The sequence below is a fragment of the Butyrivibrio sp. AE3003 genome (genome assembly GCF_000686065.1).
GTDB lineage: Bacteria > Bacillota > Clostridia > Lachnospirales > Lachnospiraceae > Butyrivibrio > Butyrivibrio hungatei_A.
On the sequence record NZ_JMLX01000001.1, the window covers coordinates 3,224,764 to 3,242,373 of the forward strand.

General features: G+C 39.5%; 14 protein-coding genes. 11 read left to right on the top strand and 3 right to left on the bottom strand.

All coding sequences use genetic code 11. The features are described 5' to 3' along the window. Positions 1-294: 294 nt before the first annotated feature. From CD00_RS0115515 to CD00_RS0115555, 7 genes are all read left to right on the top strand, one after another. A complete protein-coding gene (locus tag CD00_RS0115515) occupies positions 295-1,320 on the top strand; it encodes a LacI family DNA-binding transcriptional regulator (protein ID WP_026656791.1) in 1,026 nt (341 codons plus the stop codon). Positions 1,321-1,391: 71 nt separating this feature from the next. Beyond that, a complete protein-coding gene (locus tag CD00_RS0115520) occupies positions 1,392-2,795 on the top strand; it encodes an ABC transporter substrate-binding protein (RefSeq protein WP_026656792.1) in 1,404 nt (467 codons plus the stop codon). Between the two features lie 91 nt (positions 2,796-2,886). Beyond that, a complete protein-coding gene (locus CD00_RS0115525) occupies positions 2,887-3,795 on the top strand; it encodes a carbohydrate ABC transporter permease (protein ID WP_026656793.1) in 909 nt (302 codons plus the stop codon). Between the two features lie 37 nt (positions 3,796-3,832). Next, positions 3,833-4,687, top strand: a complete 855-nt coding sequence (locus CD00_RS0115530; RefSeq protein WP_026656794.1) for an ABC transporter permease subunit — start codon at positions 3,833-3,835, stop codon at positions 4,685-4,687. Between the two features lie 231 nt (positions 4,688-4,918). After that, a complete protein-coding gene (locus CD00_RS19625) occupies positions 4,919-6,037 on the top strand; it encodes a helix-turn-helix domain-containing protein (protein WP_051594254.1) in 1,119 nt (372 codons plus the stop codon). Positions 6,038-6,079: 42 nt separating this feature from the next. Next, entirely contained in the window at positions 6,080-7,105 is a 1,026-nt protein-coding gene (locus CD00_RS0115545; protein ID WP_026656795.1) for a hypothetical protein, read from the top strand. 339 nt (positions 7,106-7,444) lie between these two features. Then, complete coding sequence (locus CD00_RS0115555; RefSeq protein ID WP_026656797.1) at positions 7,445-9,700, top strand: extracellular solute-binding protein; 2,256 nt, start codon at positions 7,445-7,447, stop codon at positions 9,698-9,700. A gap of 67 nt (positions 9,701-9,767) precedes the next feature. Here the strand turns inward: CD00_RS0115555 and CD00_RS18760 are convergent, their stop codons facing one another. Both CD00_RS18760 and CD00_RS0115565 read right to left on the bottom strand, forming a co-directional pair. Next, the gene (locus CD00_RS18760) at positions 9,768-10,703 is read right to left on the bottom strand and encodes a UbiA prenyltransferase family protein (RefSeq protein WP_051594255.1); all 936 of its coding nucleotides are present in this window, start codon (positions 10,701-10,703) and stop codon (positions 9,768-9,770) included. A gap of 18 nt (positions 10,704-10,721) precedes the next feature. After that, positions 10,722-12,485, bottom strand: coding sequence for a DUF6044 family protein (locus CD00_RS0115565; RefSeq protein ID WP_185750476.1), 1,764 nt, complete (start codon positions 12,483-12,485; stop codon positions 10,722-10,724). Positions 12,486-12,997: 512 nt separating this feature from the next. Here CD00_RS0115565 and CD00_RS0115570 point away from each other — a divergent pair. The 3 genes from CD00_RS0115570 to CD00_RS0115580 are packed head-to-tail and all read left to right on the top strand — an operon-like array spanning position 12,998 to position 16,040. Next, positions 12,998-13,450 (top strand): ACT domain-containing protein, encoded by a 453-nt coding sequence (locus CD00_RS0115570; RefSeq protein ID WP_026656799.1) that lies wholly within the window; start codon positions 12,998-13,000, stop codon positions 13,448-13,450. A 19-nt stretch (positions 13,451-13,469) separates the two neighbouring features. Beyond that, positions 13,470-14,678 carry a homoserine dehydrogenase gene (locus CD00_RS0115575; RefSeq protein ID WP_026656800.1) on the top strand — a complete coding sequence of 403 codons (1,209 nt, stop codon included), beginning with the start codon at positions 13,470-13,472 and terminating at the stop codon, positions 14,676-14,678. A gap of 42 nt (positions 14,679-14,720) precedes the next feature. Beyond that, positions 14,721-16,040 carry an aspartate kinase gene (locus tag CD00_RS0115580; protein WP_026656801.1) on the top strand — a complete coding sequence of 440 codons (1,320 nt, stop codon included), beginning with the start codon at positions 14,721-14,723 and terminating at the stop codon, positions 16,038-16,040. On the opposite strand, the gene CD00_RS0115585 is transcribed toward CD00_RS0115580, so the two are convergent. Next, a complete protein-coding gene (locus tag CD00_RS0115585) occupies positions 16,031-16,831 on the bottom strand; it encodes a hypothetical protein (protein ID WP_026656802.1) in 801 nt (266 codons plus the stop codon). The two genes, CD00_RS0115580 and CD00_RS0115585, sit on opposite strands and share 10 nt — an antisense overlap. A gap of 210 nt (positions 16,832-17,041) precedes the next feature. Between CD00_RS0115585 and CD00_RS0115590 the strand changes: the two genes are divergently transcribed. Next, positions 17,042-17,557, top strand: coding sequence for a DUF6106 family protein (locus CD00_RS0115590; RefSeq protein ID WP_051199216.1), 516 nt, complete (start codon positions 17,042-17,044; stop codon positions 17,555-17,557). Positions 17,558-17,610: the final 53 nt, after the last annotated feature.

Genomic DNA, 17,610 nt, shown 5'->3' on the forward strand with positions numbered 1-17,610 from the left:
AATATCACAAATATTATTACCCTTAAACCGTTGCCCTGTGCGCGTTTCAGAGATAACACGCATAAAACCGCAGATGGATACTGGGGATAAATGATATTCCGAAAACGTTTTACTAAATCATTAACTAATCGTAACCAAAATCAGAATTATATATGAAAAAAGAGAGTAGATTTTGTAAAAAACAAACAAAGATATATAATTTGCACAAAAAAAGTGATTTTTTTATTGCTTCCAAAGTCATTATGATGTATATTTATCGTGCGAAAACGATTAAGTTCAAAGGTATTTATTGTTATGGCTAAGCGTAATGTTTCATTAAAGGATATTGCCGTTGCTTGTGGAGTGTCCATAGCTACAGTGTCTAAGGCACTAAACGATCATAGCGACATAGGGCAGGAAACTAAGGAACATATACGGGCAGTTGCTGATAAGCTCGGATATCATCCGAATGCGGCTGCGCAGGCTCTTAAGACGAACAGGACCAACAATATCGGTGTCTTGTTTGTGGATGAAGCCAACAGCGGTCTCACACATGACTATTTCAATCATGTGCTTAACAGTTTTAAGAAGACTGCGGAGGAGAACGGTTTTGATATAACCTTCATCAATGGAGGTAAGGCGAAGATCAACAATATGTCCTATCTGTCACATGCGATATACAGAGGCTTTGATGGAGTGGTTATAGCATGTGTTGATTTCTCCGATCCGGAAGTTGAGGAACTTATTAAGAGCAATATACCGGTCGTCACGATCGACCATATCTTTTTTAACAGGACTTCAGTCGTGTCTGACAATGTAAAAGGGATGAGAGAGCTTGTAAATTATGTTTACGGGCAGGGGCACAGGAAAGTGGCATATGTTCACGGTGCGGGTTCATCCGTTACACAGAACAGACTTACAAGTTTTTACAAGACACTTCAGGAATTGGGAGTAGAGATTCCGGATGAATATGTAGTTGTATCTCCTTATAGAGATACTGATGCCGCATATGAGGCGACTAACAAGCTTTTGGATCTTCCGGAACCGCCTACATGCATTCTTTATCCCGATGATTTTGCGGCACTTGGCGGAATAAATGCTATAAGACAGAGAAATCTCAGAATACCGGAAGATATTTCAATTGCAGGATATGATGGACTTGAACTTGCAAAGCGTCTTTCTCCGAGACTTACCACAGTGGTGCAGAATTCTGAGAAAATCGGTGGAATAGCGGCAACCAAATTGATCGACCTTATAAACAATCCTAAGGGGACACTGGTTGAGCAGATTGTAGTTGAAGGTACATTGGAAAAAGGGGAATCCGTTAAAAAGATTCAATAAGATTTGAGATGGCTGAGCCATTTTAAATACACACAACAATTATTTAACGCAAAAGAATGGGAGGTACGGTTATGAAGAAAAGAGTACTTGGGTTACTTCTTTCTATGACTATGGTAGCAGGAATGCTTACTGCTTGTGGCGGAAATGCAAACACTGCTGCTTCAACCGGAGCATCAGCTGACGGAAACGCAGCAGATGCAACTGCAGCAGATGCACCTGCAGCTGCTGGAGATGAGGGTAAAGTCCTCAATATTTACTGCTGGAACGAAGAGTTCAAGAGCAGAGTTGCAGATCACTATCCTGGATATACAGAGACAGATGCTACTTCAGGAAAAATCGGTGATGTTACTGTAAAGTGGAACATCACACCTAACGAGAACAATGCTTATCAGAACAACCTCGATGAGGCACTTCTTAAGCAGGCTGATGCAGCTGCTGATGATAAGATTGATATTTTCCTTGTAGAGGCTGACTACGCACTTAAATATGTAGATGCTGACGTTTCAATGCCTGTTGCAGATCTTGGTATCGCAGACGCTGACATTGCTAACCAGTACAAATATACACAGGATGTTATGACAGATTCTAACGGAAAGCTCAAGGGTCTTTCATGGCAGGGCTGCCCCGGTGTTCTTATTTACAACCGTGCGGCTGCTAAAGAAGTTCTTGGATCAGACGATCCTGCTGAAGTTCAGAAGTCTGTAGCTGATTGGGATACATTCCTTAAGACAGCTGAGCAGATGAAGGCTAAGGGCTACAGCATGACATCAACAACTAACGATGCTTATCGTGTATTCTCTAACAACGTTTCTTCTAAGTGGGTACAGGATGGTGTAGTTAAAGTTGATCCCAGCATCATGAAATGGGTTGAGATGACAAAGAAGATGGTTGACGCTAAAGAGGTTGGTTCTACATCAGATCTTTGGAGCGATGACTGGAGCAAGGGATTCTATCCTGACGGAAAGACATTCTGCTACTTTGGACCCGCTTGGATGATCAACTTCTCAATGGCTGCTGATACAGAAGGCTCAATCGCTCACGACGGTGGTTGGGGTGCAACAGAGGGCCCTCAGGGATTCTTCTGGGGCGGAACATGGATCTGCGCAGCTCAGGGAACAGACAATGTATCTCTTGTTGCAGATATCATGAAGCAGCTCACAACAAACAAGGATATCATGCTTGATATCGTTGCTAAGGATAGCGATTTCGTAAACAACAAGCCTGCTATGGAAGAAGCAGCAACTAAGGATGAGTATGCATTTGCTCCTCTTGGTGGACAGAATCCTCTTGCAATGTTCTGCAACGGTGCTGAGAAGTGCGATCTTTCTAACCAGTGCGAATACGATCAGGGTTGTAACGAAGAGTTCCAGAAAGCTATGAAGAACTACTTCGACGGCAACGCTACTCTCGACCAGGCTCTTGATATGTTCAATTCAGCTATCGTTGAGAAGTATCCTGAATTAAAGACTGAGTAATCAGTAAGTAATTTGTAGTTTTTAGATTTATCATTGTGGAACGTATTGTTCGCAATGCGTTCCACAAATATTTATTAGAAGGGTAACGGGTATGAAAAAGAAGAGTAAAGTAGTCAGTTATAATAAATGGGGCTACATTTTCCTTATTCCGTTCGTGGTAATTTATCTGGTATTTCAGATGATACCGCTTTTTTCAACAATTTATAATTCATTCTTTGAGAATTATCGCTCGGGATTAAAACAGATCGGTCCGAATTTTGTCGGATTACAGAATTTTGCAACAATAATTACAAACGGAGATCTTCCTACATATTTAAAGAACACTTTGATAATGTGGATTTTAGGATTTGTTCCGCAGATTCTTCTCTCACTTTTGTTGGGAGCATGGTTTACTGATCCGTCATTGAGATTAAAGGCACAAGGCTTTTTTAAGACAGTTATTTATCTTCCTAATCTGATCATGGCCTCAGCATTTGCAATGTTGTTTTTCACATTGTTCTCAAATTCAGGCCCTATCAATTCGATTTTGGTACAGATTGGATTTTTAAAAGAACCTTATCAGTTCATGTCCCATATTTGGTCAGTTCGCGGCTTGGTTGCTTTTATGAACTGCCTTATGTGGTTTGGAAATACGACAATTCTTTTGATGGCCGGAATGATGGGTATTGACCCTTCACTTTTCGAAGCAGCACAGGTTGATGGTGCTACAGCCACTCAAATTTTTTATAAAGTTACATTGCCTTTGTTAAAACCGATTCTTATTTATGTTATGATTACATCATTGATCGGTGGACTCCAGATGTTTGATGTACCTCAGATTTTGACAAACGGTACAGGCGATCCTATGAGATCTTCAATGACCTTGATCATGTATCTTAACAAGCATCTTTTCAGTAAGAACTTTGGTCTTGGTGGTGCTCTTTCGGTATTTATGTTTATTATTACCGGTATACTCAGCTTGATCGTATTTAAGTTCACGACAGGCGAGGATAAGGATTGATTTTGGAGGCTTAACAATGGAAGAAAAAAGAATTGCGATGGCCGGACAGAGTGATACCGGAGCATCGGTTCACGCTAGACGCGTGATAGCGTATATAGTGCTTATATTGATAACATTTATCTGCCTTTTCTGGTTCTATGTTTTGTTTATAAATTCAACCAGATCAAATGCAGATCTTACAAGAGGATTCCAGCCTTATCCGGGAAAATTCCTTGGAACAAACTGGGATAATCTGGTACATGGAACTTTGCCGATATTTAATGGCTTGATTAATTCGCTTATTGTTGCTACACTAACAGCGGTATTTGCTACATATTTTTCTACGATGACAGCGTATGCAATACACGCTTATGACTTTAAGCTTAAGAAGTTCATTTTTACATTTATTTTGATGGTTATGATGATCCCTACTCAGGTAACTGCACTTGGTTTCTTGCAGCTTATCGGAAAGATGGGATTGGATGATAAGTTTACACCACTTATTGTTCCGGCTATTGCTTCACCTGCAGTATTTTTCTTTATGAAGCAGTACATGGATTCTACACTTCCTCTTTCTCTTGTGGAAGCTGCCAGAATCGACGGATCTACAGAGTGGGGCACATTCAACAAGATTGTAGTACCGCTTATGAAACCTGCTGTTGCTGTTCAGGCAATCTTCAGTTTCGTAACAAGCTGGAATAACTACTTTACTCCTGCACTTGTGCTTCACACAGACACAAAGAAGACACTTCCTATACTTATAGCTCAGCTCAGAAGTGCAGACTGGCTTAAGTTTGACATGGGACAGGTATATGTAATGATTTCATTCTCTATCTTCCCTGTTATAGTTGTTTATCTTTTATTATCCAGACACATTGTCGGCGGTGTTACGCTCGGTGGTGTAAAGGGATAATCTGACTTAGTTATTTACTACTCTTCATCTTGCTTGTCCGCGAGGTGAAGATACTCTTTCCTTTTATAAGCGTTATGGAAGGCCATGGTATTCCCCATACCATGGCCTTTCGCATGCGCAAAAAACAATTTGAAAAAACTTTCCACATCCATCTGAATGTTGTTTGGGGAGCTTTTTTGCAATTTATTCCCAAATGCCCTAAACTACTGATGAAATGGGCATGGTACCACAATGGAAACACGATTTTTCGAAGTGGAACTTGAAGATTTCATAGAGATAACTGATACTGAAAATACGCTTGCAGGTGAATTTTTGAAAGGAGTTTGGCAGATATATATGGTTGAATTTGGCGAGCAGCTTAGAAAAGCACGTGAAGAGAAAGGTATGACACAGCAGACTCTTGCGGAAAAATTATTTGTAACAAGACCGACTGTATCAAGATGGGAGTGCGGTGAAAGATTCCCCGATCTTCTTACAACAAAGAAAATAGCTGAAATTCTTGGTGTGAGCCTGGACAACCTATTATCTGGTAAAGATATTTCTGTTGAAGTTGAAAGAAACCCTGTAGTTGAAAACAAAACAGCACATAATATAATAATTGCGCTGTATGCATTTGTTATATTCTCTTGCTTGATAGCAATTGTCAGTCACATTTCCAATTATTTTTTGATTTACACCAAAGCAGTCGGTTTTGGGGGACCTGTAGGAGCAGAAGCAGAGCTGATCGGATATGTCAGTGTTGCAATGATGAATTTTGGAACAAAGCAGATAATACCGATGATCAAAGTTGTTATGCAGATAGTTGTTTTTGCTTTTGGCCTTGATAAAGCAATAAAAGGAAAACTTTCTCCCAAGATGACGGGAGGAATAATAGTTCTGTACCTTGCGTTGACAAGTCTTATAAATTTTGCGCAGGTGCTGGCTACGTGGATAATAGAGGGCATCTTAACAGGGTATGCTGTTGCTGAAATGCGTTATATTATCGCTGATTTTTTCATCTTTCTTATTCCGACAATCAGTGGGGCAGTTTTGACATATTTCCTATTTATTAGGGGAAGTAATAAAAAAATTGTTCCTACAATGATCGTGTTTGTTTCGTTACTGGAAGTGATATTGAATCTGAGCTATACATTATACTGGATTAAATATGCTATAGAAGAAACAAATAGTTACTACATTGAGGATCGTGTCGTCAGCAATATTGATTTTGGTCTTAGGACTGGTTTTACGATGAATAATATACTGATGCTGCTTATTGATGTAGCTGTTTACGGATTGATAGTTTTTTCAGACTGTGGCACTGTGGAAAAAGAGAAAAAAGCTGGAATCTGTTATCAACTCAGAGGGTGAAATAAATAAAATGGTCACTGAATAGAAATATGAAATTTTCGTATGATTAAAAGTATAAGTATTAAAAAGGTTACAGTAAGTATTCTTGCAATGGCGGTTCTGTTATCAATTGTTACAGGATGCGGCAAGAAAGAAATCGGTGTGGATGCAAAATCCATTAGTCAGATTAAAGACAAAGATCATTTTTTTAAGGAGGAGGAAATTAAAGGAGTTATTGAAGAAGGTTCGGAAGATGTCTATCTTGATTATGTAGGAGGCAAGATAAAGTGTGTTTATTTGGATCAAGCCGGAAAGTATAAGTTTGTATCTGCAAATACCGATGGAACAATCGATAAGTCATATGAAATTCCGGTTTCTACAAATGATAAACATGCCTTTTTTGAAATGGATGAATCCGAAAATCTGTACATGCAATATTCTGATTTTGAGAGTGAGGAAAGCAGTCGGAAAACAGGCTATTATCTTGTTAAATTTGACAATACCGGAAAAGAAGTCGGAAGGGAAAATTTATTGTCAGACACTCCCGAGAAGAGTTTGTTTTCGGTAGAAGGTGTTGTATGGACTAAGGATAACGGGCTTATTGTAAGTTCGTCAAGAGGAATTGAAAAATATAGTGAACAGGACGGATTTACTTGTATCATAGAACCAAAATTTCTGTATTCTTTCAGTCACGGAGGAGAACTTATTAAAGGTAGCGATGATCGGCTGTACATAAAAGGAAATAACAATGACAAGGACCGACTGTGGAAAGTTGATCTTGCGAATGGAAAAATAGGGGAGCCAAGCAAATGCTTTCGTGAAAATACTGCAGGCAAACTTTTATTTTTTTCAAGAGGAGAAGGGAATGATCTGTATGCAGCATTTGGCGACTACATCTATGGATATGACAGCAAGGAAGATGCGATTACTGAAATTGCAAATCTTCGGGATTCTGATATTGGTTTTGGCGAAGGTATTGGTCGATTTACAGCAATAAATGAAGGCGAATTTTGGGCGACTATTTATAAAGACAACGGTGAAATATATTTATCCAAGCTAACCAAAGTTAATCCTGAAGATATAAAATAAAAGACAACTCAAGAGCAGGAGTTTATATTAAATAAGCGTTATGAAAGGTCATGGTATTCTCTTTATACCATGGCCTTTTCTATTAGGAAGTTTTTTCTATGATATAAAAAAGGCTCCGCAGAGATGCGCAAAATAACTTAAAACACTGATGAAATGGGCATGTTACCACAATGGAAACACGATTGCTCGAAGTGGAACTTGAAGATTTCACAGAGATAACTAATACTGAAAATACACTTGCAGGTGAAATTTTTGAAAGGAGTGAGTTTTGATAACTTATTATCGGGAAAAGTAAAAGTGTTAAAGACACGAGCACTGAATAGAAATATGAAAAAACGTATGGGAAAAAGTATATTTTTAAAGAAGGTTACAGTAAGTGTTCTTACAATGGCGGTTCTGGTATCAAGTGTTACGGGATGCGGTAAGAAAGAGAGCAGTGCGGATGTGAAATCCGTAAATCAGATTAAAGAAATTGATAAAGATCATTTTTTTAAAGAGGAGGAAATTAAAGGGGTTATTGAAGAAGGTTCAGAAGATGTTTATCTTGATTATGTAGGAGGCAAGATAAAGTGTGTCTATTTAGATCAAGCCGGAAAGTATAAGTTTGTGTCGGCAAATACCGATGGAACAGTCGATAAGTCATATGAAATTCCGGTTTCTACAAATGATAAACATGCCTTTTTTGAAATGGATGAATCCGAAAATCTGTACATGCAATATTCTGATTATGAGAGTGATGAAAGCGATCAGAAAACAGGCTATTATCTTGTTAAATTTGACAATACCGGAAAAGAAGCGGGAAGGGAAGATTTATTGTCAGACGCTCCTGCGAATAGTATGTTTTCAATAGAAGGTGTTGCATGGACTAAGGATAACGGGCTTATTATAAGTTCTTCAAGAGGAGTTGAAAAATATAGCGAACAGGACGGATTAACTTGCATCATCGACCCCAAATTACTGCATTCTTTTAAAAATGGAGGCAGACTTATTAAAGGAAGCGATGAACAGCTGTATATACATAGCTATAATCTTGACGATAGCCGGTTATGGAAAGTTGATCTTGCGAATGGAAAAATAGGAGAACCAAGCAAATGTTTTGGTGAAACTAATGCTGACAAAGGGTTATCTTTTTCAAGAGGAGAAGGTTATGGTCTGTATGCAGCACTTGGTAACTATATCTATGGATATGACAGTAAGGAAGATAAGATTACTGAGATTGCAAATCTTCGGGATTCTGATATTGGTTTTGAGGAAGGTATTAATCGATTTATAGCAGTAAATGAAGGCGAGTTTTGGGCGACTTTTTGTAAAGACAACGGTGGAGTATATTTATCCAAGCTTACCAAAGTTAATCCTGAAGATATAAAAGAAAAGACAACGGTTACTCTCGGAGGAGCTTATATAAATAGTGATATTATAAATGAAGTACATAAATTCAACAAAACGAATGATGAGTATAGAATACAGGTTATAGATTATGCAGAGGATTGTCTTTCTGACGATGAAGCAGACCGGAGCGTAGAAAAGTTTAACCTTGATATTTTATCGGGAAAGGCCCCCGATATTTTGGCGGTAAGCGCGGATAGTTCGGATATATCCGGTTATATAGATAAGGGAGTCTTGATGGATTTGGGGCCTCTTTTTGATAAGGGAGGAACTCTTGAAAATATAGAATTTTTACCGAATGTTTTTGAGATGATGCATACAAAAGATAAGATTTACACTGTATTTTCCAGATTTACTGTTAATACATTGGCAATGAGAAAACGATTTGCGGAAGGCAGAACAAGTCTTTCGATAAGTGATTGTGAAGAAATCATAGATAAGACGGGTGTTGGCTATAAAGCTGCATTTGGCAGTGACAGCTATAAGGAAGGTATTATTTATTGCGGGGGGGATTTCGATAAGTATTTGGATCCGGAGAACGGAAAGTGCAGTTTTACAGACTCTGATTTTATAGAACTACTTACTTTTGCCGATAAGTTCCCGGAACAATCTGAGTACGACTATGGAATGTTTGATGAAGATAGGGGATATTTGGAGGATAAAGCAATCTTCAGGTATAGTCCTTTATCAAATTTCAGAGATTATGCAATGCTTAAATATGGAGTATTTCAAGATGATATTTCGCTTGTGGGATGTATTAACAGCAACAGCGAGAATTCTGCTAAAATATGCCCTCTTGCTGAAGTTGGCATAAATAGTAAGACCAAATATAAAGATGCTGCAGTTCAATTTATAAAGAGTATGTTTGAAAATTACGATCCTTCAAATATTTACAGTTCTTTTCCTTCGGATAAAGCATCATTTGAAGCTGCAAAAAAAGCAGCGACACAGGAAAGAGGAGAAGACGATTATTTTAGTTTGGGATATGACAGAATAAAGGCAACTCCTTTGACTGAAGCTGAGGTACAGGAACTGAGTAATTATATTCTTTCAATAAAAAATCATGATGATAATTTCGGCTTTTACACTGAGATCAATAGAATTATCATGGAAGAGGTACCGGCTTTTTTTGGCGGACAGAAGACCGCGGAAGAGGTGGCAGATACTATTCAGAACAGAGCAACAACATACATGAATGAAAATAAATAATAAAACACCATCCGGGGCTTTTGTGAATCCGGATGGTGTTTTGCTTTTTATATTCCGCGCAAGTATGTCAATCCAAGCGGACCCATACAAGGGAGTTGGATGTAAGTCTGTGGAGAAAATTAAGGTCTACGGATGTCAGTATCATAAATGCAATGATTATTACAAATACCAACAGCATAAGCTTTTTTTCCTTGAAAAGCTTTTCGGGACGCTGCACAGCGGAGTCGGGATCGAATGACATCGCCACGTAGTAGGAAAAGAGCAGGAATACAAGCGGCATACATAAGAGATATTCAATACGGTACTTGATAAGGAAAACTCCCAGGCAAAATGTGGATATAAGCGAGTAGAAGAGCGCTGATGCAAGGAGAGTTTTCTCTGTATATAATTTGAATGAACGTCTGTAAAGACCGGCTACCTCAGGATTGCCAATCATTCTGTACTCTGCAAAGCGCTTTGTTGCCATGAGAAATGCTCCTGCCATCCAGTAGCCAATGAGGATGCTTGAAGGAGGAAGCGAAGAATCTGTCACGACAAACCATCCCATCATAAGGCGAAGCATATTGTTTACAGATTCAGAGAGCACATCAAAATATGGAATATCTTTTGTCCTAAAAGGTTTAACGTTGTACAAAAAGCCCATGAACAAAAGGACAAGCGATGTTATCAGAAACAGCTTATCGACAAGCAGAGAAAGAATAACACCGACAGCGATAAGAGCGATATATTCCGCGATAACTACGGAGAATTTCATATTCTCGGTTACAACAGGTCTGTTTTTCTTGGTCGGATGGAATTTATCAAACGGAGCATCGAGCCATTCATTTATTACATAGTTTGCGCTTGCGATCATGCAAGTTGCAAAGAAAGCACATATCAGCTTGAAGATATTTATATCTTTAAGAGAATGCTCCGTAAGCAGGAATGCGATGGCAACTCCGGGCATGATAAAGAAGTTTTTTATCCAATGATCGGGACGGGCAATTTTAATATACTTTTTCATTTTACATCTCCAAATCTTTTATAAAGAATATACCCATATGGTGTATGGTGAGTTTGCATCCGAGTATTCACCGATGAGCTTAAATCCGATCTCATCTTCGTTTGAAATCTCTATTCGTGAGAATACATATTTTCCGTTTAATTGCTCAAATGCTGATTTATCAATAAGAAGACGCTTGTCGTCAACATTAACTGTTCTTGCGGGATTCCAGATGCCGTAGTCGCTGCCTGAAAAGATATAGGCACGTGCGCCCCAATCATCGTAGTAGTTGCGGGCTTCTTCCGATTCGGAGAGCGAAGGCGCAATTACATTTCTGAATGAATCCTTATACGACTGATAGTAGTAGCTAAGGCACCCGTCCAAAGTTGCAATCTCGTTGTAAGAAAGAACGGCGGGATGGAAGCCGTAAGCCACACTGTATTCGCCTTTATAATCAATGTCTTTTTTTATCTTTTCGAACAGATCTGTTGAAAAGAAATCGCCATAGGACAGGGTTTCCGACTTCTGCCCATTAAATGCTTCCCAAGTGTTTACGTAACAGGTGTTGAAAAAGTCGTTATATAAGGACTGCGTTCCGATCACAGAGAGAAGGACGATAATTGTAAGTGCCTTTGGGATAAACGGTAATATTGCGCTTAAACGGTTCTTTTTACTTTCTTGGGAAGCAATGTGGTCTGAAAGACGTATCATCGCGATAAGGGCTTCAACGTACCACAGAAGCGGGTTAAAAAATATTGTTCTGTTAAACTGCCATCCCTTTAAAGGAGGGACGAGCTTTTCGAATAAAGTTCTGACCGCATGATTGTTGTAAAGACCGTAAACAATGCAGTTTCCGACTATAAAAAGAAATACGAGATTAAACGGATCGGTGCAGAGCTGCCTGTATTCTTTTCTTTTTATGTGTCCCAAATTGATAGCTGCAAAAGATATGACAAACAAAGGTAAAACAACAACTCTGTGCAGATCTTCGCAGTGGAAAATGTTATTTACAAAAACATTAAAGATACTGTGTAAGATCTCAGATGCAGACAGATCGTCGATTACCATCGTGTCTCTGATTGTTGCCTGTCCGGAGCCGAATATAAGGGCAAAAAGCCTGTATTCAATGAGAATGTAGCTTACGGACATAAGGATCATCGCAGTAAAAATCCTTATGTTTATCTTTTTTTCTTTTACCCAAAGATAAATGAAGTAGATAAAGATATAACCCAGGATAAAAGGGCCGAAGAATGTAAAATACGACAGCGTAGGGTACAGAAAAGCGAGCAGGTAATAGATTTTGTTGCCGCTGTTTTTAAGTCTTCTGATTATGAATACAAGTAGCGGGAGCGAAGCAAAAGAAAACGAGAATGCCGGATAGAGCGGTAAAAGGCCGTAGATGAAGCTAAAGAGCACAACAGCCCATTCGTATCTTTTGTACTTATCTCCTAAAATGTCTTTTCCCAGGAGGATTCCCGAAAAGAGTGCGATGAATATTTTGAGAAAATATCCCGTAATATACGCCGCGAAATTCGGAAGGATCATATAAAGCCAGGAATAAGCGTAAAACTCTGACAGCAGGAAATTTCTGTCAATACCGCCGAGAAGCGGAATAGTCTTTCCCTGTGAAAAGAACGCATTATTATCCTTTAACAATTTGTAATCGGTTATGTGAATGTCCAGATTATCATGAACGCCAATGAACGTATGAGATTCGCCTGCAATAAGAAAAACGGCGAGCTGAAGAAACACTATACCTAAAACTATAAGAAAATACCAATTCCTAAAAACTTTTTGTTTCATTTAAAACCTATAAACCTATAACCCGAAAAACCACGTTGACCAATGAAAAAGTATAGCATATCTCAACCCCATTTAGACCAATTATTCCAAGGGTTCACAGTTTTTTCGTATTTTATCATGGGAGGTCTTTTGCTACACGGATGAAGTGATTGTGAAAAAACATATCCACACGGCCTTACGCTTTCCTGCGGACCTGATGTCAAACAAGAGCCTCAAAGCAGAATTTCAGTGCCGATTTGGGAGTCCCATAAAACTTAAGCTCTCTCGCAATACGCGAATAAAGATCTGCCCTGTGCCAAAAGGGGTCTCTTATGGTAAAATGTTTCTATTGTGCTATGGGAACCCATGTAAATAGCGGTAGTTTGGCATGATTACCAAAGAGAATGGGGGAGGGAAAAGTTTTTTTGGCAAAAATAAGCCTTGCCTTCAGAACTTTAGCATGCTAAACTCTTTACGTCGCACACAAATGTCCGTAGCAGAAAAACAAGGTGTTATAAATGCGGAGGTCAGGGATGCAGCAGGACACAGGGTATTATGTTATTAGAAGACAGGCGGTTCCGGAAGTGCTGCTTAAGGTTGTAGAAGCCAAGAAACTTTTGGAATCCGGCAAGGTTAAGACAGTAAATGAAGCTTCTGCGATGCTCGGTATCAGTCGCAGTTCTTTCTATAAATATAAAGAAGATATATATGAGTTTCATGATTCATTGCAGGGAACAACATTTACCCTGACATTCCAGATGAATGATGAAGTAGGTCTTTTATCATATGTTTTGAATCTGATTGCGGATTTCGGAGCAAATATCCTGACAATCCACCAGTCAATCCCGCTTAACGGAGTGGCATCCATATCGATCACGATTCAGGTGCTTGAAGCGACTAAGGATATAATGGAGATGATCTCCATTATGGAAGGTAAAGAAGGAATTCATAAGGTGCACATAACCGGAAGAAGTGCAACCTATTAAAAATATATTGGAGGATGAAATGGCAAAAGTAGCGGTTTTAGGTTACGGAACAGTAGGAAGCGGAGTTGTTGAAGTTCTTGACACAAATGCAGCAGAGGTTGCAAACAGCGCAGGAGAAGCCGTAGAAGTTAAGTACATACTTGACCTCAGGGATTTCCCCGGCGATAAGCATGAGAATCAGGTCGTACATGACTTTGATATTATACTTAACGATCCCGAAGTTGACGTTATCTGCGAAACAATGGGAGGTCTTGAGCCTGCTTTTACATTTGAAAAGAAGGCACTTGAAAAGGGAAAGAGCGTATGCACATCAAATAAAGAGCTCGTTGCAGCGCACGGTCCCGAACTTGTTGAGATTGCTAAGAAGAACGGCGTAAGTTACCTCTTTGAAGCAAGCGTAGGCGGCGGTATTCCGGTTCTTCGCAGCATTAACGATTCACTTAAGCATGAGAAGATCGATGCGATAACAGGTATTCTCAACGGAACAACAAACTATATCCTTACCAAGATGGACAAAGAGGGCATCGGATTTGCCACAGTTCTTAAGCAGGCGCAGGATAAGGGATACGCTGAGAGAAATCCCGAAGCCGACATCGAGGGATATGACGCATGTCGTAAGATCGCTATCCTTTCAAGCCTTATGAGCGGTGAGCACGTAAATTACGAGGATATTTACACAGAGGGAATTACCAAAATCAGCATTGAGGATTTTGCTTATGCAAAGAGCCTTAACATGGCTATCAAGCTCCTTGGAATGTGCAAGAAGAACGAGAGCGGATTCTTTACTATAGTAGCTCCTTTCCTTATCCCTATGGAGAATCCTCTTGCAAACGTAAACGGCGTATTCAATGCGATTGACGTTCACGGAAACATGCTCGGCGACGTAATGTTCTACGGTAAGGGCGCAGGTAAGAGCGCTACAGCAAGTGCGGTTGTTGCAGACGTTGTAGATATCCTTAAGCACAAGGACAAGCATATCGAAGTAAACATGAATTCCAAGAAGGCAGTGCTTACTTCAAAAGACAACGCTGTTCGTAAGTTCTTTGTAAGAGTTACCGGGGATTTTGAAGATCATGCAAAAGAACTGTTCGGAAACAAGATAGAGATTATTAAGAGCGAAGAAGTAAAAGGCGAGTTCGCATTCGTCACAGATCTTATTTCAGAAAAAGATTTTGAAGAAAAGCTTTGGAAGTTTGACAGCGTTAAGGGATATATCAGGCTTTATTGATAAGTTTTCCCTATAAAAATACAAAAAAGAGGTTTGTTCATTATGAAGAAGGTAGTTAAATTTGGCGGAAGTTCACTTGCAAGTGCAGAGCAGTTTAAAAAGGTAGGCGAGATCATCAAGGCAGATCCCGACCGCGTGTATGTTGTTCCTTCTGCTCCGGGAAAAAGAAATTCCAAGGACACAAAGGTTACAGACATGCTTTACAAGACATATGCTCTTGCCGAGGCAAAGAAGGACTTTTCAAAACAGCTTGCCGATATTAAGGCAAGATACGACGAGATCATCAAGGGACTTAACCTTAAGCTTGATCTTTCTGATGAGTTCAAGACAATCGAGAAGAACTTTAAGGCTATTGCAGGTAATGACTATGCTGCAAGCCGTGGAGAGTACCTGAACGGAATAATCATGGCAAATTACCTTGGTTATGAGTTCATCGATTCCGCAACAGTAGTTGTATTTGACAAGAACGGTGAGTTCGACGGAGAGAAGACAAACAAGCTTATGTCTAAAAAGCTTGAGAAAACTCCCAAGGCCGTTATTCCGGGATTCTACGGTGCATATCCCGACGGAAGCATCAAGACATTTTCAAGAGGCGGTTCCGATATAACAGGTTCTATCGTTTCAAGAGCTATCAAGGCTGATGTTTACGAGAACTGGACAGATGTTTCGGGATTCCTTGTTGCAGATCCCAGAATCATCGACAAGCCACCGCACATTGAGACTATCACATATACAGAGCTTAGAGAGCTTGCATACATGGGAGCTTCCGTTCTTCACGAAGACGCTATCTTCCCTGTAAGAAAAGAGGGTATTCCGATCAATATCAGAAATACCAACAAGCCTGAGGATCCGGGAACATGGATCGTTGAGTCAACAGCAAAGAAGTCTAAGTATGTTATTACCGGTATTGCCGGAAAGAAGGGATTCTGCTGTGTAAACATTCTGAAGGATCAGATGAATTCAGAGATTGGATTTGTAAGAAAGGTACTTCAGGCTTTTGAAGATCAGCAGATCTCAATCGAGCACGTACCTTCAGGAATCGATACCATGACGGTATTTGTTCAGGAAGATGAGTTTATCGAGAAAGAGCAGTCGGTTGTTTCAGAGATTCACAGACTTGCACATCCCGATATGCTTGAGATTGAATCAGATCTTGCCCTCATCGCAGTCGTTGGACGCGGAATGAAGTCTACAAGAGGAACAGCCGGAAGAATATTCTCAGCACTTGCTCATGCAAGCGTTAACGTAAGAATGATCGACCAGGGTTCTTCAGAGCTTAACATCATCATCGGTGTTGATGCGCGTGACTTTGAGAAGGCAATTCGTTCAATATATGATATATTCGTAACTACTCAGTTCTGATATATATAATCTAAGAATTTTACGGCAGCTTCGGTTCGTGTGGAATTTGCAATGATTCCGACAACCGATGTCTTGCCTGAATATATTCCGGTCTTTTCGTAGGCTTTAGAATTATTGATGATAATTCCTACGGGGACCGGATTTTTCATTTCTTCTTTGGGAAGATTGGTATAATTTCCGGTCTTTGCCGCGTCGTCACAAAGAACAGCGTATTTGTTGTTTTCGTCAAAAGTTCCGTTTGTCAGATAAGCCTGATATTCATCGGATGCAATGTATTCGATGTAGCCCGCATCCATGTAGAGAACATTGTCACCCATTGCTTCAAGGTCTTCTTTGGAATAATAAGCTGAAAGGTCGGCGAATACATCCTGTCCGGCATACTGGAAAAAAGTATTGTAGTCCGCGCCGAGAACATCAAGCTCCTTTGCGGCTATGTTTGCCGTTATCTTCTGAGTTGTAGCGACAGCAACCTGATCGATGTTGTCCGGGTTAAGAACTGCTGTGGTGTCTACAAAGCAGACATTTTCTGCGGGATCGACACCTATGGCTTCCATAAAGTCCTCAGCCATCGTGTTTTCAAGTGAAGCAGGTGTAGAATTGACAAGAATTACACTGAGAAAAGTGGGCTTTTCGTTGACCATGTTCTTTATGCCTGAGATGATGAAGATCAGGGCGACGACAACCGTCATTACGTGGAACTTGTAGTAGTCCCAGAAATAATCCCATTTTGCCTTGAAATCTTTATCCTTCATCTTGTCTTGCTGCTGCTTGACTTCTTCACGAATTGACATATACATACCTCTCTATTTTTAATAAAACAATGTCATTTTGTTTCTAAAACATATATAATGAAATAAAGCTTGTACATTTATAATGATATAAACGTTATTTAACTATAAGTCAACTGATTGGTCAAAAAAAACTTGAAAGAGTAACGGAAATAATATAAGATAGTCGATAAAATGGCAGGCAGTCAAGTATGTAGGAGGTTGGATTTATACATGATCGGTAATGACAACAGTTATGTTGAATGTCTAGTAGCCAGTAAAGCGTCTCCGCTAGTTGTTGTTCTTAAGTATGTGTGCTTTGGATTGGCTATATTTTTCTTACTTTCAACTCTATTGTTAAATGCAAATATCATTTGTGTTCTGCTTTTTCTGGCAGCCGGTGCCGGATACTATTTCGCAAAGCAGAATTCCAGTATAGAGTATGAATATCAGTATTGTGACAAGGAAATTTCCATTGATAAAATCTTGAATAAGAGTTCCCGTAAACATATAGGAACTTATGAAGTCGAAAAGATCGCTGCTATGGCGCCTTCGAATTCATATCATCTTTCGGAGTACAAGAATCAGACATTTAAGACTCTTGATTTTTCGGCAAAAAATAAAAATGTTCAGCCCGATCCTACATATACATTTTATTATGACGGAAAAGAAAAGATCGTATTTGAGCCAAGCAGTGAGCTTGTTGCTGCCGTTAAGGCCGTTGCACCGAGAAAGGTTTTTACAGACTGATTTTTTTGGTGGATTAATTATTGTGTAGTTATTACGGAGGTTTTTTGCCTCCA